The following is a 19,814-nucleotide window of genomic DNA, read 5'->3' on the forward strand; positions in this document are numbered from 1 at the left end:
GACCGGCCTATCCGGTTTGCAACAGGATCTGTTTCCAGACCATCGCCTCATCATAGATGACATACTCGCGCCGCAGGCCCCATGGCCCGAATTCGGCGTGACAAATGCCCAGCACATAGACATCTTTTCCCGTCGGCGTGCCAAAACTGCCCCAACCGTCATGCTTGCCCGTCAGCGACCAGCGGATCGCCGCGCGGGGGGGCATCATTGGATCATCGCGTCCGATAACGTGATCAATCTGAAACTTGGCGCTTGGAAACGATGCCCGCAGGCCCATCCAGAATGCATCTGCCGATCCATGGCTGTGGCCGGTCACCCCACCGGGGTATTCGGTCACAACCGCGCGGTCATATTCAGCCGGGATCACCGCCATATCCGCGCCCATGATCCGGGTCAGGATATCGCTGTACCTCGCGCCCCATTCATTGTCATTGCCGCGCCCCTTGTAGGGCCCGGGCTGGTCGATGGCCGGTGTCATCGGTTGCACGCAATGCGCAGGCCCGCCTTCGCGTGCGATAAGATCGGCGGCGTATTGCTTGGGCTCCCAGCCCATCTGCCGCACAATCGCCCCCTGATCGCGGATCAACCACTCATCGTTGATTTGATTGTTAATCGCATGGCAATCGGCCAGGATGCGATACACCAGTTTTTTGCCCGTCGCCGCCCCATACATGCCGTCGTTGAGATGTGTTGCGGTGCTCAGCAACCGATGCGAGCTCAGCATTCCGTCCTCCGGCGTTCCGGACCAGATCACATCCTCGCCCAGCAAGGTCCGATCCGGGAATTCCGCCAGCGTCGCCATCGTCGCCCCGATGACATTCTGATTGCCGATCACCACTGACCCGGGAGAGCGGACGACGATGTCGTCACTGTAATACTGGTGCAGCGTGGCAATGCCACGGTCTTCCCAGATCTCCTTGGTGATGCCGATGATGTAGTCCGGGAAATCGGCAAATTTGGGGTCGAAACCTTTCATGGGGTCTGTCCTTTGGGCAAGCGGGCTGACCCGCGAATGATCAGGGGGCCGTCGATGCAGATGCGTTTTGCCGGGGTGGCTGCATCGTCAAGCCGGGTCATTAAAAGGGTGATCGTCTCTGCCACCATCGCATTCGCCCTTTGGCGCACCGTGGTCAGATCATAGCTGGGCCAGGCGGCAAGCTGCACATCGTCATAGCCCACAACAGACACGTCGCCCGGCACATCGATCCCCATCTCAAAGCGCAGGGTGTCCATGGTGGCAAACGCCATGTGATCATTCGCCACAAAGACCGCATCGGGCGGTGCATCACGGTCAAACATCCGCCGCGTTGCCTGCTTGGCCATGTCAAAATCGAAGTTGGCAACCTCGCGCGCGACAATGCGCACTCCGGCTGCCATCAATCCCCCCTTGAAGCCCGCCTCGCGGTCGATCTGGGTCGAGGCCCCTTCCCATCCGGCGATATACCCGATCCGCTCATGTCCGCCCGCCACCAGGAAGTCCGCCAGCTTGCGCCCCCCCGCCATATTGTCAGAGGTGACAGAGGACAGCCGGTCATCAAACTGGTCCCGGTTGAAAAGCACGATGGGGATGCCTGCATCCTCGCACCGACGCGTCAGATCATTTGAGATCCCGACAGAGGCGATGACAATCCCGTCCACCTGATAGTCCAGCAATTCATCGATCACCGTCTGGGTCGCAGCCTCATCATTGCCGGCCATGAAAACCAGCACATGATAGCCCCGCTCCTGCAAGGACTTGGACAATCGTTCGATGGCCTCGGGGTAAAACTGGTTCTGCAGATAGGCCACCACCAGACCGATGATACGGCTGCGCCCGGTGATCAGGCTGCGCGCCAGAACATTGGGCCGATACCCCAGCTCGCGCGCCACCTCGCGCACTTTTTCTGCCGTTGCCTTGCTGACAGAGGCACCCGGCGTGAACACCCGGCTCACCGCTGACCGGCTGACCCCGGCCTTTTCAGCCACATCAAGAGAGGTAATCTTGCTCATCAGCCCGCAGTCCAGCCTCCGTCGATCAACATGGACGTGCCAGTGATCATTGCGCTGGCATCGGATGCAAGAAACAGCGTCGCGCCCATGATGTCTTCCACATCAGCCACGCGCGGCAGTTTAATCTTGTCCATGATCCAGGCCAGCCGCTCGGGGTTGTTGAAGGTCTGCTCGGTCAAAGGCGTACGTACAAACGTGGGGCAGATCGTATTGATCCGCACGCCACTCTTGCCCCACTCGATGGCCATTGCCTTGGTCATGCCTTCCAGCGCGTGTTTGGACGCGCAATAGACGGCCCGGTCAACCCCGCCCACATGCCCCATCTGGCTGGAGATATGAATGATCGAGCCGCCTCTGCCCCCCTCAATCATGCCCCGCGCGGCGGCGGCGGACAGAAAGTAGGCGGCGCGCAAGTTGACGTTCATCACCGCGTCATAATCCTCGGGCGTGGTTTCAAGCGCAGGGGAATGACGCGCCAAACCGGCGGCATTCACCACGATATCAAAGGTGTCCTGACCCGTCAGGGCCGCCGTCATCGCATCAAGGTCCGTGATGTCCAACGCCAGCGGTTCCGACGACCAGCCCTGCCCGGCGATGGCACTGACGGCGCTCTGCAACACATCGGTCCGGCGCGCGGCGCACACCACTTGGCAGCCCGCCTCAGCCAGGGCAGCGGCGCACCCAAGTCCGATCCCTGAGGATGCACCAGTGACAAGCGCACGCTTGCCGGTCAGATCAAAGGACGGTGTCTGTGGCAATTGGGTCAAAATGCAAGCCGCCCCTTCAATTCGGAATAGTCGACCATGACATGGGTCTGAAACGCGTCACGTGCGCAAAGCATATCGTAGTACGCCTGCAAACCGAAAGGCACGTCGCGTGGCAAATCGATGGTGAAATAGCGAAACAGCAAATGGCCGGCCCAAATGTCCGCAAGACTGATCCGGTCCCCCATCAGCCACTTGTTGTCTCCGCGCTGGCGCATCGCCATGCCAAGCAATCCTTCATAGGTGCGAAAGTCGACCCTGACCTGATCCATATCCCGCTCCGCCTCCGGCGTCCGGTAGTAGCCCCAGAACACTGGCAGCAGGAACGCGCGGGACAGCGTTCCCTTCGCCCATTCAGCCCACATATCAGCCTGCGGCGTGACGCAGAAATCCGAACGGGGATACTGCGCCACCAGATAGCGCAGAATGGCCGCACTCTCGAACATCACCGTTGCGCCGTCTTCCAGTGTCGGGATCAGCCCCATGGGGTTCAGCGCGCGATATTCAGGGGCATCATTTCCACCAAACTTGCCGCCCACATCGCGGCGCTCGACAGTCAGACCAAGTTCAGCCGCCCCCCACATAACGGCCTGAACATTGGATGAACTTGCCCGGCCATGAACAATCAACGTCATAAGGCGCGACCCGTTTCTGGGTCAAATCCGGGGCGGGCCTTGTTGAACTCCCGCATCCGGGCAAGAACATCAACGTCGATCTGGTGGTACATCTGCAGCAGATCCACAAGCACCCAGTTCTCCCGGATCAATCCATCCTCTACCCGCCAGAAATCAAGGCTGCGCATCTCGATCTTCTTGCCCGTCGGCGCGATGCCCAGCCACCCGTCATGCGTGATGGACTGGTACATGTCAGGCCAGCCGGTGACAGCCGCAAAATTACGGTCTCCGAAGAAATGATAGGTGATCTCGTCCACATAAAGACCCCGATCCGGCATGCCGTTCAGAAACGGTATCTGGTGCCATTTGCGAAATCCTTCGATGCCACGCCCGGTGCCGATCCCCGACGGGCCGTACCAACTCATGCGCGGATGCCAAAAGCGATCCATCTCCATCACCTCAGGTCCTCCCTGTGACGGATGCCGCTTGAGGTGCTCCAGCATGTCGATGATGTGCTGACAGGTGGCGCGCCCCTGATCCGCATCATAGGGTCCCGGCACGATCCCGTCATTGGTCGCCGGTCCGGGAATATGCCACTCGCGCCCCAGTGACGGTACCATCGGCCAGGCTCCGGCCTGCATCATGACTTCAGGAATGTCCCACAACGCCTGCATCTCGACGATCTTGCCCTCCACGATGCGGTAAAACTCATGAAACCGTATGTGGACCAGATGACCGGTCGCCGGGATATCCAGCCACGGCGCGTGAAACGTACCGCAGTAGTAGCCGCCGCATCCGACCCAGTCATTTCCTTCGGGCGTCGGGCCGGCCATGACAATCGTATCGCGCCGTTCCAGATCAGGCACGGCACGCGCCAGCGGCGCGTAAACCGCATCGACGTAAGCCTCCACGCCAGAGATCGTCTCGAAAGGATAGGCCAGCCGAAACACCACATCGTCCGCACAAAGTTCGCGTAAAACCAGCCGTACCCGGTCAAGATCGAAATCATACATCGCCGCCCGCAATGGGGCCATTATCGCCTTGTGCTGTGAATGCAGATCCATCTTTTCTCTTTTTCTGGCCAGAATATTCCCAGAGAGCTCGAGAGACAGCGTCTCTCGAAGATCGGTGCGGCCCTCAATGGGCCGCGGCGATCTACTCCGCTGCCTCGCGCGCGGGCGCGCCCTCCCCGTAGGGTACGTTGATCCCGCCATACCGACGCACCCGGACATTGCACTGCTCGGCGTGGCCTACAAAGCCTTCCAGCATGCACAATCGAGAGCCGTAAGCCCCCATCTCAGCCGCGGCCGCATCCGTGGTGATCTTCTGATAGGAATGCGTCTTGAGGTACTTGCCAACCCAAAGCCCGCCTGTATACCGCCCCGCCTTCTTGGTGGGCAGCGTATGATTGGTGCCGATGACCTTGTCGCCGTTCGCCACATTGGTACGCGGCCCAAGAAAAAGGGCACCATAGCAGGTCATGTTGTCCAGAAACCAATCGTCCCGATCTGTCATGACCTGAACATGTTCCGAGGCGATGTCATCCGCGACCTGCAACATTTCGTCATAGGTGTCGCACACGATGACCTCTCCGTAATCCTCCCAACTGGTGCGCGCGGTTTCGGCGGTGGGCAGAATTTTCAAAATTCTGTCTACCTCCTGCATTGTTTCCTCCGCCAGTTTTCTTGAGGTGGTCAGCAACACACACGGGCTGTTGTAGCCATGCTCCGCCTGGCCCAAAAGATCGGTCGCGCAAAGCTCGGCGTCCACCGTTTCGTCCGCAATGACCATGGTTTCCGTTGGGCCCGCAAAAAGGTCGATACCCACGCGGCCAAAAAGCTGGCGCTTTGCTTCGGCCACAAACGCGTTGCCGGGGCCCACCAGCAGATGCACCGGGTCGATGGTCTCGGTTCCGATGGCCATGGCGCCCACCGCCTGAATGCCGCCCATGACGTAAATCTCATGCGCACCGCCCAGATGCATGGCGGCAATAACGGCCGGGTTCGGTTCGCCCTTGAAAGGGGGGGTGCAGGCGATGATGCGCGGCACGCCCGCGACACTGGCGGTCGCGACAGACATATGCGCGCTTGCCACCATCGGGAACTTGCCCCCCGGCACATAACAGCCCACCGATTGCACAGGAATATTCTTGTGACCTAGGATCACGCCGGGCTGCATTTCGATCTCGATATCGGTCATGCTGTCACGTTGCGCCTGAGCAAAGCGGCGCACATTTTCCTGCGCGTATTTGAGATCTTCCATGTCCCGCGGACTGACGCGTGCCATGAGCGCATCGATCTCGGACTGGCTGAGTTTGAAAGAAGGAGGGCTGTAGCTGTCGAACTTCTCAGACAGGTCGCGCACGGCTGCATCTCCGCGTGCGTCAATGTCTTTCAGTGTTGCCTCGACGACCGCACGGGTCTTGGCATCATCTTCCCCGCGCTCTGCGTCTGACTTGCCACGTTTGAGATACTCAATCGTCATATTGTCCTCACACCTGTTCAGGCCGCGGTGCGATTTCCTCGCCGCGGTCGTATTTTTCCCAGCCATGGCCATCAAAGACGTCCACGCCCAACTGCGCCAGCACATGGGGGAAGTCGACCATCACCCAGTTGTCTTCGATCTTGCCGTCGCTGACTTTCCAGAAATCCATATACCGAATTTCGATCCGCTTTCCGGTGGGGGCGACCCCCATGAAAGTGCCTGAATGCGTGGCTTCCTGCCGGCCAAAGGCAGCAGCCCATTCGCCCATGTACATCCGGGCTTCATCCACGCAGACCTTGTCGGAGAACGCGGCCTGAAAGGGGCGTTGCCAGTTGTCCTGAAACGCCTGCAGCCCTTTCTTGGTGCCGCAGCCCTGATTGCCCATCCACCGAAAGGTGTCGTGAAAGAACGCACCGATGCCATCGATCGTATGATCGTTCAGACCATCCACCATGCCCTCGATCACGGCGCGGGTTTCGTCCGTCTTGGTCATGTCCGTGTCGCGCGTGAGAACGGCTTGTTCGGGGCGGGAACCTTTCATGATAAACCTTGTCGTTCAGTTGGAAACTGAGGATTGGGGCTTGCCCCAGACCCCAGAATATTTTGGGCCAGAAGATGCAGCATGGCTTACCCTTTGACAGCCCCCGCCGTCAGCCCGCTGACAATCTGGCGCTGGAAAACCATCACCAGCAAGAAGAGCGGTGCGGTGATCGATACCGCAGCAGCCACCGCCTCGACCTGATCGGTGGTGGTCGTTTCGCGGTTGAAGTAGCCCGCAATCGCCGGGACCATTGTCTGATTCTGCGCATCCAGCAGCAGGGACGTCACCAGAAAGTCGTTGTACCCCAGCAGGAAGCTGAAGAGACCCGTAGTGATCACCCCCGGCCACATCACCGGCATGATCACACGCCGGAACGCCTGGAAATGGCTGCACCCATCGACACGCGCCGCCTCGTCCAGCTCGGACGGGATGTTCTGGAAAAAGCTGCGCAGCATCCAGATCGTGAATGGCTGGTTGATCGATACCAGCACCGCGATCACCGCCCAGGGCTGCCCGTACAAGGTCGGGGAAAGTTCGCCAAAGATCGGCCGCAGGATCTCAGCCGAGTTGATAAACCACGGCAAGTACCCCGCCACCAGAACCGAGTGCGGCAGCGCGCGGAAGATAAGCGCCAGGATCAGCAGCCAAAACGCCAGATCGGAACCCGACCGCGCGAGGCCGTATCCCGCCAGTGTCCCCACAGTCAGCGAGATGGTGACAACGCCGGCAGTGACCAGCATGGAGTTGAGGAAGTTGCGGTAAAATTCGTTCTCGCCCCAGACGGCCTCGTAATGCTGGGTGGTCAGACCCAGCACCGGTTCGCCCAACGGCCCAAGGATGCTGTTGATGGGCCCCAGAACAAGCGGCAGCGCCACAAAGAAAACGAGAATGAAAGCAAGCGCATAAACGGCAGCACCGACAAGCCATCCCAGCACGATAAGCCCTGGGGGCGAATATTGCACGACCATCTTTGGCAACCGGGTAAACGCCCAGCGCAGTGCAAAGAACAGCACCACCAGCCCGACGATGATATCGATGATGGACAACCCGTTGCCCTGTGCGCGTGTGACCGGGCCGACAAGCACGGCCCAAGGGCTGTCGGCAAAGGCGTCGCGCGGCGACTTGAAGCTCATCACCGTGATCCAGAAGATCGGAAAAGCGGCGACGAGACACCACAGCACGAGAAAGCCGTTGGACGCGAGTTTTAGACCCGTGGATTGTTGCAGAGCCTTTGGCGTGGACATCAGTGCGCCCCTCCTTTGTGGTCAAGCCAGGTGCGGCGCAGCGGCCAGATCAGCAGGATCACGATCCCGATCATAGTCAGCATGGCGGATGCGCTCGCGCGGCTGATCGCGCGGTTGCCGGCGTCATCGGGCACCAGGAAGTCATAGGTTAGCCACTGGAGCGAGATCACATGGGCCTGGCTGCGGAAACCGACGATTTCCTCGAAGACGCGATACACATCCATCAGATGGATGATGGAGATGAAAATGATCAGCGGCATCAGATGCGGGATGATCACATGGCGCAGGCGCTCCCAGCGGCTGGCCCCGTCGATGACCGCACTCTCGAGCGTGTCCATGTTCACTGTTTGCAGCCCGGCATAAAAGATCACAAAGGCGAAGGGCGCATTGTTCCAGACTCGGAAGAAATACATCAGCAACTCGATGGTCCAGGCCTGGGCGAACATGGAGATGTTGGTCTGGGTCCAGCGCTCCAGCAGCGATGTCAGAATGCCATCCCCCACAAAGAGCCAGTAGATCGCCAGCGACCCGATGACGGGCGTGATGATGAAGGGCAAAAGCGATATGAAGATCACCGGCCCGCGCACGGCGCGCACTGCATTGTTGACCGCCAACGCCAGTGACAGGCCCACAACCAGCACCAGCGGCAGCGTGAGCAGTGTAAACATCAGGGTAAAGCGCAGCGCCTTCCAGAAATCGATCTGCAGAATGTCGCCCCAGTTGCCCGAACTGATCGCATCACCAACCTTGTCGAGCTGCAGCACGTTTCGATAGCTTTGCAGACCGACCCATTCGGTCTGGGTGACGGTCTTGCCGTTCTCGTCCAACACCGGCACCGTCTTGACCTCGGTCACGCAGGTCTGACCAATAAACCCCGGCGTGCAGGTCTCGACCTCCTGCTGCTCAACGATGGGCTGGGTGATCTTGAAGCTCTCAAAAAACACCGACACCAGCGGCAGGGCAATGAAAATGAACATCATAAAAACCGAAGGCCCGACGAAAGCGGCGAATGTCTTTTTGTTCATGACTCAAATCCCCCTGTCAGACAGCCTCGGCGGTCTTGGCGGGCGGCTGACCGCATCAGCCCCCTGCAAAAAGCGCAGCGTGAGAAGGGCTGGCCGGAATGCCCGGCCAGCCCTGGTTGGTTTATTCCAGGATGCCCGCTTCCTTGGCAGACGTTGAATAGGCTTCCTCGATCGCCGCCAGCGTGGCGGCTGCATCGCGCTCACCAGTCAGATACGCGGGCAATTCATTGCCCAACGCGGTGTGCATCAGACCCATGCGCACGGTGGACGGATAGGCGGGCGGCGCCGGGTTGGCGGTGGCGGTGGCAATCGCCCCCTGCGCCATCTCGGTGGGTTCATAGCCCTTCACCAGCCAGATGGCAGCGTCATTGGCGCCCTTGACCATCTCTTCGTCCAGACCTTCCATCGCAACACGGAAAGCGGCATCCGCTTCCTCGTCAGAGATATTGGCCGCGATCACGATGCCGTCCCACCACAGCGTGGTGGCCGGTGCGCCGCCATCCATGGCAAGCGGGGCCGAAGCAGATTTGACCTTGCCGACGACCTGGCTTTCCGCCTCGTCGTTCATGGCACCGCCGCGCGAGGCCCAGAGGTTCGCCATGGCAATCTTGCCCTGCTGGAACTGCTGCTGCACATAGGTGGAATCGCTGACCAGCACTTCGGGATCGGTGTAATCAAGCGCCGCCTTCATCGTCTCCAGCGCAGCCATCCCGGCCTCGTTGTTGACAACGGCACTGTTGTCATCTGCAAAGAACGTGCCGCCATGACCGGGGTACATATTGACGAATTCCTGCGCGAGGTTCCAACCGGATTTCATGGTGGCCCCCAGAGGCACTTCGATGCCCGCTTCCTTGAGCTTGGCAGCCGCAGCATATACCTCGTCCCAAGTGGTGGGTACTTCGATGCCGTTCTCTGCCAACAAGTCCTCGCGGTACATCAGATGCTGGGTGTTCACCATCATGGCAATCGCCATGATCTTGCCATCGATGCGGATCAGCTGGTTGGGCTGCAGGTTCTGGCCATACTTCTCAACCAGATCGTCCAGCGGGCGAATGGTGCCGGCGTTGAGCAGCGGCGTCAGCGTGCCGTTGGACACCCCGCCGATGTGATATAGCGACGGATTGGCCTCGAAGGCGGCTGGCTGCTTGGTGCGGAATTCCTGATCCAGCTCGGCCTGAACGTTGCCGCATTCGGACATCGCGTCCGCGACCGCTTTCCAGGCTTCAAAGCCCGCCGACAGCATCTTGACCTCTGTTTGGTTTTCAAAAGCGCAGGCCGACCATGCTGTCGTGCCCATGAGGGATACTACCCCTGCCAGTGCTAGTTTCTTCAACATTGATGCAAACTCCCTGTTTTGCGTATTTGGCGGATGCATCTTGCAAGTCTGCATCCGGGTTTGGCCGCCCCGACGGGGCCAGCAGATCAATCGCGCGTCAGACACGTTCCCCCGAAGCGCGGTCGAATATGTGGCAGATGTCGGAAGGGACAGCGAAAGATATCTCGTCCCCGATCTCTGCACGAAATTCTTTGGTGGTCTTCACCGACACCAGCTGTCCACCGGCCTTGACCGCAAGCATCACGGCATCTCCCAACAGCTCGACCGTGTAGATGGGCGCGGTGATCTGGCCCTTCTGGCCAGCTTCCGCCAGACCCGCGTCTTCGGCGCGGAACCCCAGCGTCACTTCACCGTCAGCTGCGGAAAGCCCATTGATTTCAACGTTCTTCCCCGTGAATGTTCCGTCCTTGATGGTTCCGTCCATCAGATTCATCGCGGGCGATCCAATGAAGGACGCCACAAAGGTATTGGCCGGATTGTCATAGATGTCAGTCGGCGTACCCACCTGCTGCACCTTGCCCTGCTTCATGACCACGACCCGATCCGCCAGTGTCATCGCCTCGATCTGGTCGTGCGTCACATAGACGGTCGTTACTTTCAATTCGTGGCTCAGGTTCTTGATCTGTGCGCGTGTCGATACGCGCAGCTTTGCATCAAGGTTCGACAGCGGCTCGTCCATCAGGAACACTGATGGCGTACGTACAATTGCACGGGCAAGGGCCACACGCTGGCGCTGCCCCCCCGAAAGCTCTGCCGGTTTGCGATGCAGGAAATCGTCCAGCTCCACCATGGCCGACGCGCGGCGCACCCGCTCGTCATGCTCAGCAGGATCGGCCTTGCGCACCTTCAGCGGGAAGCGGATGTTTTCATAGACGTTCATGTGCGGATAAAGGCCGTAAGACTGGAACACCATCGCCACATCGCGGTCCTTGGGGTCCAGATCATTCACGACCTTGCCGTCGATCAGGATGTCCCCCTCGGTGATGTCCTCCAACCCCGCAATCATGCGCATGGTTGTGGTCTTGCCGCAGCCTGAAGGCCCCAGAAGAACCAGGAATTCACGATCCGCGATGGTCAGGTCGAAGCTGTCCACCCCGACAAAGCTGCCCCAGCGCTTGTTCACATTGCGCAGTTGAATTTCAGCCACGGATGTCCCCCCTCGTTGTGCCCCGACGCATCGGTGCCCCTTTACGGTGGGTCAATCCGCCGCGTTAAGCAAGAATTTTTTGCACACGTGTGCAAAAATTTCTGATGTTCAGAAAAGAATTTGTATAAACAATGGCTTGGTGCCGAGTTTTTGAGCGAGCACAAACCTCCGTTTCCACTCAGATCGGTCAAAGCGATTCGGTGTTTCCGCTGCTATTGGCGCAAGATCCCCTGTGCCGCTGCAACGATACCCTCGCGGGATGGCAACGTCGCACCGTAAGCCTTCCCGGTGGCAATAAAGCTGTCTTCGGCCGTCAGACGGGCCGCCGATGTAATGCCATTTTCGGCCATCAACGCCATCAACGCCTCGGCCTGACCACCGGTCCGGCGACATTCATCCACGATCAGAACCGGCCGGTCACCGATGGCATCCAGCAACGCGGCGTGCGGCAGGGGTGCGATCCACCGCAGGTCGATCACACGCGCTGCGATGCCCAGCGCCTCAAGGTCGTGCTGCGCCTGACGACTAAGGTAGTGGCCGTTGGCGTAGCTCACAATCGCAAGGTCCGCACCGTCGCCATGCACACCCACCGTATCCAGTGCAATACGCTCATCCGGCGCGGGATAATGGCGCATCCATTTTCCGTCGCCCGGCTCCAGCAAATCTCGCATCGGATAAAGCGCGATGGGTTCCAGAAACACCACCACGCGCTGCTCTTCCCGGGCAAGCCGCACACATTCCCGCAGCATCTTTGCCGCCTCGTCTCCGGAGGATGGGCAGGCGATGATGACGCCCGGTATGTCGCGCAACACCGCGATAGAGTTGTCGTTGTGAAAATGCCCGCCGAACCCCTTTTGGTACCCCAGTGCAGAGATGCGGATCACCATCGGATTGGTCCACTGACCGTTTGAGAAAAAGGGCAGCGTCGCCGCCTCTCCGCGCACCTGATCTTCGGCATTGTGCAAATACGCTAAAAATTGGATTTCAGGCATCGGAATGAAGCCATTATGCGCCAACCCGATGGCCAGCCCCAGAATGCTGGTTTCATCCAACAGCGTGTCGATCACCCGCGCCGGTCCAAAGCGGGAATGCAGCTTTTGCGTGACGCCATAGTTGCCGCCCTTGCGACCAACGTCTTCCCCCATCAAAAGTGTCTCGTCATGGGACAGCAGAATGTCATGCAAGGCCCAGTTGATCAGGCGCGACATCGGCTGTGGCTGATCGAGTTGCGCCGCATCGCTACCAAAGACTTCCCTGCGTCGCGCGACATCTGGCCCGTTTGTGGACGCACATATGCGCTTGGGCGGGATCAACGACGCCATGACCTCATCTGCTGTGCGCAGGCGCGGCACATCTGCCATCTCGCGCGCGGCCTCTGCGACATCGCCAAGCGCGCCTTGATGGATATCGCGCACCTCATCCGGGCTGGCGGCACCGGACCGGACAAGCCAAGCGGCGGTGTACAGCAGCGGATCGTGCGCCTCTTCCGCCTCGACCTCACTTTTTGGCAAATAGGACGTGACCACATCGGGCCCCGCGTGGCCGTACAGGCGCACCGTCTTGAGATGCAAAAACGCAGGTTTGCGGTGGGTCCGCACCCACTGCGCTGCCTCTTCTGCGACAACCATCGCCGCAAAGACATCGCGCCCGTCGGCTTCAAAATACCGCAGCCCCGGGCGCGCACTGACCGACGCCTTGACCCAGCCGGTCGGCGTCTTGGTCGAGATGCCGATGCCATTGTCCTCGCACACGAACAACAGCGGCAGCGGGATCCCCTGAACGCATGTCCAGCCTACTGCATTCAAGGCACCCTGCGCCGTGGAATGGTTCAGCGATGCATCCCCAAAACTGCACATTGCTATCGAATCCGGCGGCAGGACCGCATGTTCGGGCCTGTTGCGGCGCGCCAGCCCGATGCCATGGGCCGCGCCCACAGCCTTGGGCAAATGGCTTGCGATGGTCGACGTTTGTGGCGGGATCATCAAGGACCGCGAGCCCAGCACCTTGTGGCGCCCCCCACTGGTCGGATCGCCCGACGCACAGGCAAAGCTGAGCAGCATGTCGCGCATCATGCCTGCCTGCCCCGCTTTCGCGGCCCGCGCGATCTGAAACGCCGCATCGCGGTAGTGCAAAAAGGCGATGTCATCAACACGCAGCACCTGCCCCAGCGCCGCCATCCCTTCATGCCCCGAAGAGCCGATGGTATAAAACCCCTCGCCCCGCTTTTGCATCGCACGGCTTTCGATATCCAGGGCACGCGACAAAACCTGTGACCTGAACACATCCAGCGCCACGCCCTGCGGTAACGCGTCATGCTCACCACTGATTTCAGGAAAATCCTGCGCCGCCACACGGCTCAGAAAGTTTTCATGAACGATAGAAACGCGGTCCAAAGTGACGCCGCTCCAAAAAAGATTTCAGGCCTCCGGCGGGGATATTTCACGCCAGAAGATACAAGGAAATAGTATAACTGTATCTTCTGGCCCGAAATATCCGGAGGGGGCTTGGGGGAGGAAATCCCCCATTCCGAACTCTAGAAAAAGGCCTGCAGGCCCGTTTGCGCGCGCCCCAGAATCAACGCATGCACATCATGTGTGCCCTCATAGGTGTTCACCGTTTCAAGGTTCATCATATGGCGGATCACCTGGAATTCGCCCGAAATCCCGTTGCCCCCGTGCATGTCGCGGGCATTGCGGGCCACATCCAGCGCCTTGCCGCAGTTGTTACGCTTGACGATAGAGATCATTTCAGGGGCTGCATTGGCGCCATCCATCAAGCGGCCCACTTGCAGTGAAGCCTGCAGCCCCAGCGAGATTTCGGTCATCATATCGGCCAGCTTTTTCTGAAAAAGCTGGGTCTGTGCCAGCGGCTTGCCGAACTGTTTGCGGTCCAGACCGTACTGGCGCGCGGCGTGCCAGCAGAACTCTGCCGCCCCCATCGCCCCCCAGCTGATACCATACCGTGCGCGGTTCAGGCACCCGAAGGGGCCCTTGAGGCCCTGAACATGGGGCAACAGCGCGTCGTCCCCCACTTCGACGTCCTTCATCACGATCTCACCCGTGATCGAGGCACGCAAGGAAAGCTTGTTGCCCACCTTCGGGGCCGAAAGCCCCTCCATTCCCTTCTCAAGCACAAAGCCGCGGATCTTTCCGCCGTGCTCTTCTGATTTAGCCCAAACCACAAAGACATCCGCAATAGGCGCGTTTGAAATCCACATCTTTGAGCCGGTCAGCTTGTATCCATTCGCCGTCTTGACCGCCCGTGTCTTCATGCCTGCAGGGTCAGACCCTGCATCCGGCTCGGTCAAACCGAAACACCCGATCCATTCGCCAGAGGCAAGTTTCGGCAGGTACTTCTTGCGCTGCGCTTCGGATCCATACGCATAGATCGGGTACATCACGAGGCTGGCCTGCACCGACATCATCGACCGGTAGCCGCTGTCCACGCGCTCCACTTCCCGCGCGACCAGACCGTAGGACACATAGTTGCCGCCCAGTCCACCGTATTCTTCGGGAATGGTGACGCCAAGCAGTCCCATGTCTCCCATTTCGCGGAATATCGAGGCGTCTGTTTCCTCATTGGCAAAGGCGTCAATCACCCGTGGCTGCAGCTTCTCCTGCGCATAGGCATAGGCGCTGTCGCGGATCATCCGTTCGTCTTCGGTCAACTGATCCGACAGGCGGAAGGGATCGGACCAATCGAATGATCCCAGATCGGGGGCATCTTTGGCACGCAGTACGGGGGCTTCGGCGTTCATTGTGTCGTCCTTTCGTCATCGCGGTAAGGTTGGCGCAGTATTGCAAAAGCCGCCGGGAACTTCTATCGCTGCTTTTTCCTGCTCACATGAGAAAAACTCATATGATTGCCCCGCGCCGGTTCCTGCCTTCGATCTCTTCACTGCGTGCGTTCGAGGCCGTAGCGCGCCTTGGCAGCGCCACCCAGGCGGCACTGGAACTGTCGCTGACCCAAAGCGCTGTCAGCCGACAGCTCAAGGTGCTGGAGGAACAACTGGGTGTGGCCCTTCTAAATCGTCAAGGCCGCCAGCTTGGGCTGACCCAGGCAGGAAGTGACTATGTCGTGGATGTTCGCGATATCCTCAACCGGCTGGCACGGGCATCGGCGGCGGCGCGCAGTGACCGGACCGGGGGCCTGTTGAACCTGGCAATACTTCCGGCGTTCGGCATGCATTGGCTGGCCCCACGCCTGCGCGATTTCGCCGAGGCCCATCCGGAAGTCACCGTCAATCTCTCCACCCGGCTGGAACCCTTCGCGCTTCAATCCAGCCCCTTTGATGCGGCGATCCATTTCGGCCACGAAGATTGGCCCGGGGTCAGCTATCTGCCGCTGATGCCTGAAACCGTCGTGCCCGTCTGCGCGCCGGATCTGTTGGTTGCCCCCCTTGACGACCCGCGCGAGATGCTGCGCCTGCCGCTGCTGCATCTTGAGACACGCCCAAAGGGCTGGGGCCGCTGGCTAAGCGCTAATGACGTCGAAGACAACGTGCCCGAAGGGATGGTCTTTGACCAGTTCTCCACCATGGCGCAGGCGGCTGTGCACGGTCTTGGCGTGGCCTTGCTGCCCACCTTCACAGCGGAGCCTTATTTACGCAGCGGTGATCTGGTCCTTGCCTCTGAACAGACAACCCACAGCATCGGCAGCTATTATCTGGTCTGGCCTGCGGAGACCGAAACCAAAGCGGCGCTCAAGTGCTTTGTGACCTGGCTGAAAACACAGCTTGCCGGCTGAACGGGCTTTTCGGCAGAAGCGATACGCGCATCGTTGCGCAAAACGTCATCACAGCGGTTCGATCAGCTCAGGCCCGCTCGCGCGATTGGAGTTGACTGCGCGGTCCACACGGTGCCATTCCAGCACATCCTCTGCCGCGGCCTGCATCAGCGTGGCCGCTCCCTTGCCCGCCTCACCCAGCCACAGCGGCCAGTTGTCCGGTTCCACAATGACCGGCATCCGGTGGTGTATCGCGGACATGCCTTCATTGGCGCCGGTGGTCACGATCGCACAGGTGGGCAGACGGCTGCCATCCTCCTGCTTCCAGTCCTGCCAGAGGGCTGCAAAGGCCAAGGGCGATCCATCTGTCCGGGTAATGTACCAGGGATCGCGCCCGCCGTCGGCATCCTTGGTCCATTCATAAAACCCCGATGCCACGATCAGGCCGCGCCTTTCCCGTGCAGCCGCGCGAAAGGCGGGTTTTTCAGCAACGGTTTCTGCCCGCGCATTGATCAACAGCGGCCCGCCGTTCGGTTTCTTGTACCAGTGCGGGATCAATCCCCAGCGCATCGCAGACAAGCGGCGATCCCCGGTTTCGGTGCTGGTGATGATATGCACATCCGTCGTCGGGCAGACGTTGTAGTTTGGAACGAATGGCAGATCATTCGCAGGCGCGGCAGCAAATACCTGCACCATCGCGTCATGCGGCAACGTCACGGCCATGCGTCCACACATAAGCGGATCCTTCCCTTGGTGATATCAAAAGGACATAGGATATCCGCCCCACAGGTGCAAAGCCACCGCTTGCCCCGCCGCAACCCTTTCTGGCACACATGCCGTGACACGGGGCCAATTTGCCCGGGAGGTGTAGGCCAGATGATCAAGGATATCCTGCCAATCGGCGCATTGCTCTTAGGGTCTGCCTTCCTGCTTTTTGGGGGCGGCATTCACGGGCTCATCTTGCCCGTCCGGGGCACGATCGAAGGGTTTGACAGCCTGTCACTGGGCCTTTTGGGCACGGGCTGGGCGCTGGGATATGTGGCCGGGTGCATTCTGACGGCAGGCCTTGTGGCACGGGTGGGGCATATCCGGGCGTTCGGGGCGATGTGCGCCATCGCAGCCGTGACCGTGTTGTGCAACGCGATCATCGTCACCCCCTGGGCGTGGATCGCGCTGCGGGGCATCACCGGGTTCTGCTTTGCCGCAACCGCGATGATCGTCGAAAGCTGGCTGAGCGAACGCACCGATCCGGGCAACCGGGGCCGCATCTTTGGCATCTATACAATGGTCAACCTTGGGGCCAGCACGGCGGGCCAGTTGATGCTCACAATGGGCGATCCCGCGGGTTTCGTATTCTTTGCCCTTGGCGCGATCTTTTATTGCCTCGCACTGGTCCCAACCGCGCTAAGTTCCGTCACCACGCCTACACCGCTGGTATCCGTGCGTCTGAACCTGCGCGCGCTCTGGCGCAACTCACCAGTGGCCGTCTTTGCCGTCTTCTGGGTGGGGCTGTCAAATGCGTCTTTCGGAACGCTGGCGGCGGTTTATGCGCAAAACGTCGGGCTGGTTCTGGCCGCGGTAGCACTTTTTACATCGATCCCCATCCTAGCAGGCGCCATCATGCAAATCCCGGTCGGGTTGCTGTCGGACAAGATGGACCGGCGCCGCGTCCTGCTGGGCGTCGCCGTGCTGGCCCTGATCGCGGATGCCGCATTTCTGAGCTTCGCGCCTGAGGCCCGCATCGCCAACTTCGCGCTGGCCGCCCTGTTGGGTGGGTCGATCTTTGCGATGTATCCGGTGATCGTCGCCCATGCAAATGATCACGCCGAACCCGGCACCGCGATCCAGATATCCGGCGGGCTGTTGCTGATCTTTGGCATCGGCTCAATCGTCGGCCCGCTGGTCGCGGGATGGGCGATGGGCAGCATCGGCAGCCGGGCGCTTTACGGGGTCACGGCCCTCGCGCACCTGATGATCATCGCCTATACACTGTGGCGCATGCGCCAGCGCGACGGCGTAGCGACGGCGCATAAATCCACCTTTCAGCCGATCAACGCAGGCCGCACATCGAACCTGCAAACCGCAGAGCTTAGCCAATCGGGGCCAGCACCGTCTGCCAGCCCCGAAAAAGCACCCTAAAGCACTTTGCAAAAGATCACTTTGTCATCGCCCGCAGCCCAGTAGTCGCGAATACGGGCCTCTTCGTGATATCCCAGCCCCGCATAGAAACCGCGTGCCTGCGCGAAATCCTGCGTGCCCGACGTCTCGACGATCAGCAACCGCACGCCGTCACCGCGCAATCGCGCCTCAGTTACCGCAACAAGGCTGGCACCAACGCCCTGCCGCTGCAGATCCGCCCGCACGCCCAGGGCCAGCATGTTCCAAACACCTTCCGCCAAAGGTTCCGGTCGGGTAAAGCTCAAAGCCACCGGATCGCCGGCCCGGGCCGCCGTCAACCAAAAACCGCCCTCCGGCGCTGCCAGCATATCCGGCAGCATATCAGGCGGAAAAAGTTGGGTGTCCTCCAACACGACGGTCAGTCCGGGAATGTCGTCAGATGTGGTGGGGCGTATTTCTGTCGTTGTCATATCGTATCCTATCTGTTGTCCATTTGTGCGCGCACGCAGGTGATGCCCAGCCGCGTAACCCGGTAAGGGCGTCCGCCGGTGGACTTGATAAAGCGCCGTTTTCTCAGGCGGTCGAAAAGATCGAGGGAGCAATCGCTCAGCACATGACCGTCGCGGGTGATGCAGGTCACATCCTGCACCTTGCCGCTGGGCAGGCGTTCGAAATGGATCGCACCCCCTTGGGCGAGCACATGCAGCACACGCTGCTCGCGTTTCGAGATGTTCATTGGTTCGTCTCATGTCTTGAAAAAACACATCAAGACCGCCCGGCGATCGCGCGGGTGGTCTTTTTTGTGATCAGACCAACAAAGTGGTCCTTTTAGGCGCGCACACGCTCAGACATGAAATCTCCGTCACCCACAGGATAGATCGGGGTGGTTTGGTTGACCTAGCGTTCGGCGGCGCCGGGGTCAATCGCGTCACCAGTCTGCGCCATCGACGTGAGGCTTTTCACCAACACCTCGAATGCGGCAGCACCGATCTGGCTGCGCACCTCCGCTTCGATCTCGCGCTTGACGGTGTCGGCGACGCGGGCGGCCGCCTGCCCCTTGTCCGTCAGCACCACGCGTTTGCGCCGCGCGTCGTCACGGTCCGCAACCCGCGCAACCACGTCGTCGGCGACCAGATCGTCCAAATGCTGCTGTACCGCCTGCTTGGTCAGCCCCGACTTTCGGACCAGCACATTCTGCGCCACCCCGTCTGCGCCGATGTATTGAACCAACGCCCCCCGTGCCTCGACCATCCACGGACAGCCACGCGCGGCCATCGCAACGTTGAAACGGTCTTTCCAGGCCGCAAACGCCTGATGAAGGTGCCATCCCAGATGATCGATTGGGTCTCGTTTGCTCATCGCATGTCCATTTAGTCAAGTCGCTTGACGAATCTTCTCGTGCTGCTATTAGTCAAGATACTTGACGAAACGGCGTCAGGCAACATGACCAAGCTGACGCCCTCCATATTCCAAACGAAAGGACACGCCCATGGGACTCTTGGAAAATATCGTGCTGAGCGTACTGATGCTTGGCAACACACACTACGTCGACGTCGGCCAGAAGACAGACGCGGTGATCTATTACCCCTCAGCCACCCAGGCCCACATGACCCTCCCGGGTCAGGACCCCTGGACCGGCGCACTGACAATGCTGGAAGATGGCTATCATGTCGCCTGGAAAAATGGCCCTGAGGGAAACTGGCAGATCCGCCATGCACAGGGGGTCTTCACCTATGTCGGACCCGATGGGAACGACGCGGGTACGATCACCAAGATCGTGCCGGGCAATCCCGAAGGCTACTGAAACGACAAGGGCGCGGCCCCTGG

Annotated in this window: 20 protein-coding genes; 3 read left to right on the forward strand and 17 right to left on the reverse strand. The window is 60.1% G+C overall.

The window, feature by feature from the left end:
* Positions 1-7 precede the first annotated feature (7 nt).
* The 13 genes from H9Q16_RS09970 to H9Q16_RS10030 form a co-directional block, all read right to left on the reverse strand.
* On the reverse strand, positions 8-976 hold the full coding sequence (locus tag H9Q16_RS09970) for a nuclear transport factor 2 family protein (protein ID WP_191075289.1): 969 nt from the start codon (positions 974-976) through the stop codon (positions 8-10).
* Positions 973-1,989 (reverse strand): LacI family DNA-binding transcriptional regulator, encoded by a 1,017-nt coding sequence (locus H9Q16_RS09975; protein ID WP_191075290.1) that lies wholly within the window; start codon positions 1,987-1,989, stop codon positions 973-975. The genes H9Q16_RS09970 and H9Q16_RS09975 overlap by 4 nt, the downstream gene beginning before the upstream one ends.
* Positions 1,989-2,756: an SDR family NAD(P)-dependent oxidoreductase gene (locus tag H9Q16_RS09980; protein WP_191075291.1), complete on the reverse strand. Its 768-nt coding sequence runs from the start codon at positions 2,754-2,756 to the stop codon at positions 1,989-1,991. Before H9Q16_RS09980 ends, H9Q16_RS09975 begins: the two co-directional genes overlap by 1 nt.
* Positions 2,753-3,388 carry a glutathione S-transferase family protein gene (locus H9Q16_RS09985; RefSeq protein WP_191075292.1) on the reverse strand — a complete coding sequence of 212 codons (636 nt, stop codon included), beginning with the start codon at positions 3,386-3,388 and terminating at the stop codon, positions 2,753-2,755. The genes H9Q16_RS09980 and H9Q16_RS09985 overlap by 4 nt, the downstream gene beginning before the upstream one ends.
* Positions 3,385-4,431: an ester cyclase gene (locus tag H9Q16_RS09990; RefSeq protein ID WP_216859397.1), complete on the reverse strand. Its 1,047-nt coding sequence runs from the start codon at positions 4,429-4,431 to the stop codon at positions 3,385-3,387. The genes H9Q16_RS09985 and H9Q16_RS09990 overlap by 4 nt, the downstream gene beginning before the upstream one ends.
* A 91-nt stretch (positions 4,432-4,522) precedes the next feature.
* Complete coding sequence (gene hisD, locus H9Q16_RS09995; RefSeq protein ID WP_191075293.1) at positions 4,523-5,851, reverse strand: histidinol dehydrogenase; 1,329 nt, start codon at positions 5,849-5,851, stop codon at positions 4,523-4,525.
* Between the two features lie 7 nt (positions 5,852-5,858).
* Entirely contained in the window at positions 5,859-6,392 is a 534-nt protein-coding gene (locus H9Q16_RS10000) for an ester cyclase (RefSeq protein ID WP_191075294.1), read from the reverse strand.
* An 86-nt stretch (positions 6,393-6,478) separates the two neighbouring features.
* Positions 6,479-7,636 carry a carbohydrate ABC transporter permease gene (locus tag H9Q16_RS10005; protein ID WP_191075295.1) on the reverse strand — a complete coding sequence of 386 codons (1,158 nt, stop codon included), beginning with the start codon at positions 7,634-7,636 and terminating at the stop codon, positions 6,479-6,481.
* Positions 7,636-8,661 carry a carbohydrate ABC transporter permease gene (locus H9Q16_RS10010; protein ID WP_191075296.1) on the reverse strand — a complete coding sequence of 342 codons (1,026 nt, stop codon included), beginning with the start codon at positions 8,659-8,661 and terminating at the stop codon, positions 7,636-7,638. Before H9Q16_RS10010 ends, H9Q16_RS10005 begins: the two co-directional genes overlap by 1 nt.
* Positions 8,662-8,782: 121 nt before the next feature.
* Positions 8,783-9,958, reverse strand: a complete 1,176-nt coding sequence (locus H9Q16_RS10015) for an ABC transporter substrate-binding protein (RefSeq protein WP_246455701.1) — start codon at positions 9,956-9,958, stop codon at positions 8,783-8,785.
* 136 nt (positions 9,959-10,094) lie between these two features.
* Positions 10,095-11,144, reverse strand: coding sequence for a sn-glycerol-3-phosphate ABC transporter ATP-binding protein UgpC (locus H9Q16_RS10020; protein ID WP_191075298.1), 1,050 nt, complete (start codon positions 11,142-11,144; stop codon positions 10,095-10,097).
* Between the two features lie 212 nt (positions 11,145-11,356).
* The gene (locus H9Q16_RS10025; RefSeq protein ID WP_191075299.1) at positions 11,357-13,537 is read right to left on the reverse strand and encodes a thiamine pyrophosphate-dependent enzyme; all 2,181 of its coding nucleotides are present in this window, start codon (positions 13,535-13,537) and stop codon (positions 11,357-11,359) included.
* A 140-nt stretch (positions 13,538-13,677) separates the two neighbouring features.
* Positions 13,678-14,901 carry an acyl-CoA dehydrogenase gene (locus tag H9Q16_RS10030; protein WP_191075300.1) on the reverse strand — a complete coding sequence of 408 codons (1,224 nt, stop codon included), beginning with the start codon at positions 14,899-14,901 and terminating at the stop codon, positions 13,678-13,680.
* A gap of 101 nt (positions 14,902-15,002) precedes the next feature.
* Here H9Q16_RS10030 and H9Q16_RS10035 point away from each other — a divergent pair, with 101 nt between their 5' ends.
* A complete protein-coding gene (locus tag H9Q16_RS10035) occupies positions 15,003-15,890 on the forward strand; it encodes a LysR substrate-binding domain-containing protein (RefSeq protein ID WP_191075301.1) in 888 nt (295 codons plus the stop codon).
* A gap of 48 nt (positions 15,891-15,938) precedes the next feature.
* Here the strand turns inward: H9Q16_RS10035 and H9Q16_RS10040 are convergent, their stop codons facing one another.
* A complete protein-coding gene (locus H9Q16_RS10040; protein WP_191075302.1) occupies positions 15,939-16,604 on the reverse strand; it encodes an SOS response-associated peptidase in 666 nt (221 codons plus the stop codon).
* 141 nt (positions 16,605-16,745) lie between these two features.
* Here H9Q16_RS10040 and H9Q16_RS10045 point away from each other — a divergent pair, with 141 nt between their 5' ends.
* The gene (locus H9Q16_RS10045) at positions 16,746-18,008 is read left to right on the forward strand and encodes an MFS transporter (RefSeq protein WP_191075303.1); all 1,263 of its coding nucleotides are present in this window, start codon (positions 16,746-16,748) and stop codon (positions 18,006-18,008) included.
* Here H9Q16_RS10045 and H9Q16_RS10050 read toward each other — a convergent pair.
* From H9Q16_RS10050 to H9Q16_RS10060, 3 genes are all read right to left on the reverse strand, one after another.
* The gene (locus tag H9Q16_RS10050; RefSeq protein ID WP_191075304.1) at positions 18,005-18,457 is read right to left on the reverse strand and encodes a GNAT family N-acetyltransferase; all 453 of its coding nucleotides are present in this window, start codon (positions 18,455-18,457) and stop codon (positions 18,005-18,007) included. The two genes, H9Q16_RS10045 and H9Q16_RS10050, sit on opposite strands and share 4 nt — an antisense overlap.
* An 8-nt stretch (positions 18,458-18,465) precedes the next feature.
* A complete protein-coding gene (locus tag H9Q16_RS10055; protein ID WP_191075305.1) occupies positions 18,466-18,723 on the reverse strand; it encodes a YjhX family toxin in 258 nt (85 codons plus the stop codon).
* Positions 18,724-18,884: 161 nt separating this feature from the next.
* Entirely contained in the window at positions 18,885-19,346 is a 462-nt protein-coding gene (locus tag H9Q16_RS10060; RefSeq protein WP_191075306.1) for a MarR family winged helix-turn-helix transcriptional regulator, read from the reverse strand.
* A gap of 130 nt (positions 19,347-19,476) precedes the next feature.
* Here H9Q16_RS10060 and H9Q16_RS10065 point away from each other — a divergent pair, with 130 nt between their 5' ends.
* Positions 19,477-19,791: a hypothetical protein gene (locus tag H9Q16_RS10065; RefSeq protein WP_191075307.1), complete on the forward strand. Its 315-nt coding sequence runs from the start codon at positions 19,477-19,479 to the stop codon at positions 19,789-19,791.
* Positions 19,792-19,814 lie beyond the last annotated feature (23 nt).

It is taken from the genome of Sulfitobacter aestuariivivens (assembly GCF_014763045.1).
Classification (GTDB): domain Bacteria; phylum Pseudomonadota; class Alphaproteobacteria; order Rhodobacterales; family Rhodobacteraceae; genus Sulfitobacter; species Sulfitobacter aestuariivivens.

Excerpts from the sequence above, each read along its gene's own strand:
- H9Q16_RS10005 (WP_191075295.1), bottom strand. The coding sequence starts at position 7,636 with ATGTCCACGCCAAAGGCTCTGCAACAATCCACGGGTCTAAAACTCGCG.
- H9Q16_RS09975 (WP_191075290.1), bottom strand. The coding sequence starts at position 1,989 with ATGAGCAAGATTACCTCTCTTGATGTGGCTGAAAAGGCCGGGGTCAGC.
- H9Q16_RS10055 (WP_191075305.1), bottom strand. The coding sequence starts at position 18,723 with ATGAACATCTCGAAACGCGAGCAGCGTGTGCTGCATGTGCTCGCCCAA.
- H9Q16_RS10050 (WP_191075304.1), bottom strand. The coding sequence starts at position 18,457 with ATGACAACGACAGAAATACGCCCCACCACATCTGACGACATTCCCGGA.
- H9Q16_RS09985 (WP_191075292.1), bottom strand. The coding sequence starts at position 3,388 with ATGACGTTGATTGTTCATGGCCGGGCAAGTTCATCCAATGTTCAGGCC.
- H9Q16_RS10030 (WP_191075300.1), bottom strand. The coding sequence starts at position 14,901 with ATGAACGCCGAAGCCCCCGTACTGCGTGCCAAAGATGCCCCCGATCTG.
- hisD (WP_191075293.1), bottom strand. The coding sequence starts at position 5,851 with ATGACGATTGAGTATCTCAAACGTGGCAAGTCAGACGCAGAGCGCGGG.
- H9Q16_RS10060 (WP_191075306.1), bottom strand. The coding sequence starts at position 19,346 with ATGAGCAAACGAGACCCAATCGATCATCTGGGATGGCACCTTCATCAG.
- H9Q16_RS09970 (WP_191075289.1), bottom strand. The coding sequence starts at position 976 with ATGAAAGGTTTCGACCCCAAATTTGCCGATTTCCCGGACTACATCATC.
- H9Q16_RS10065 (WP_191075307.1), top strand. The coding sequence starts at position 19,477 with ATGGGACTCTTGGAAAATATCGTGCTGAGCGTACTGATGCTTGGCAAC.
- H9Q16_RS10040 (WP_191075302.1), bottom strand. The coding sequence starts at position 16,604 with ATGTGTGGACGCATGGCCGTGACGTTGCCGCATGACGCGATGGTGCAG.
- H9Q16_RS09990 (WP_216859397.1), bottom strand. The coding sequence starts at position 4,431 with ATGGATCTGCATTCACAGCACAAGGCGATAATGGCCCCATTGCGGGCG.
- H9Q16_RS10045 (WP_191075303.1), top strand. The coding sequence starts at position 16,746 with ATGATCAAGGATATCCTGCCAATCGGCGCATTGCTCTTAGGGTCTGCC.
- H9Q16_RS10035 (WP_191075301.1), top strand. The coding sequence starts at position 15,003 with ATGATTGCCCCGCGCCGGTTCCTGCCTTCGATCTCTTCACTGCGTGCG.
- H9Q16_RS10000 (WP_191075294.1), bottom strand. The coding sequence starts at position 6,392 with ATGAAAGGTTCCCGCCCCGAACAAGCCGTTCTCACGCGCGACACGGAC.
- H9Q16_RS10015 (WP_246455701.1), bottom strand. The coding sequence starts at position 9,958 with ATGGGCACGACAGCATGGTCGGCCTGCGCTTTTGAAAACCAAACAGAG.
- H9Q16_RS10010 (WP_191075296.1), bottom strand. The coding sequence starts at position 8,661 with ATGAACAAAAAGACATTCGCCGCTTTCGTCGGGCCTTCGGTTTTTATG.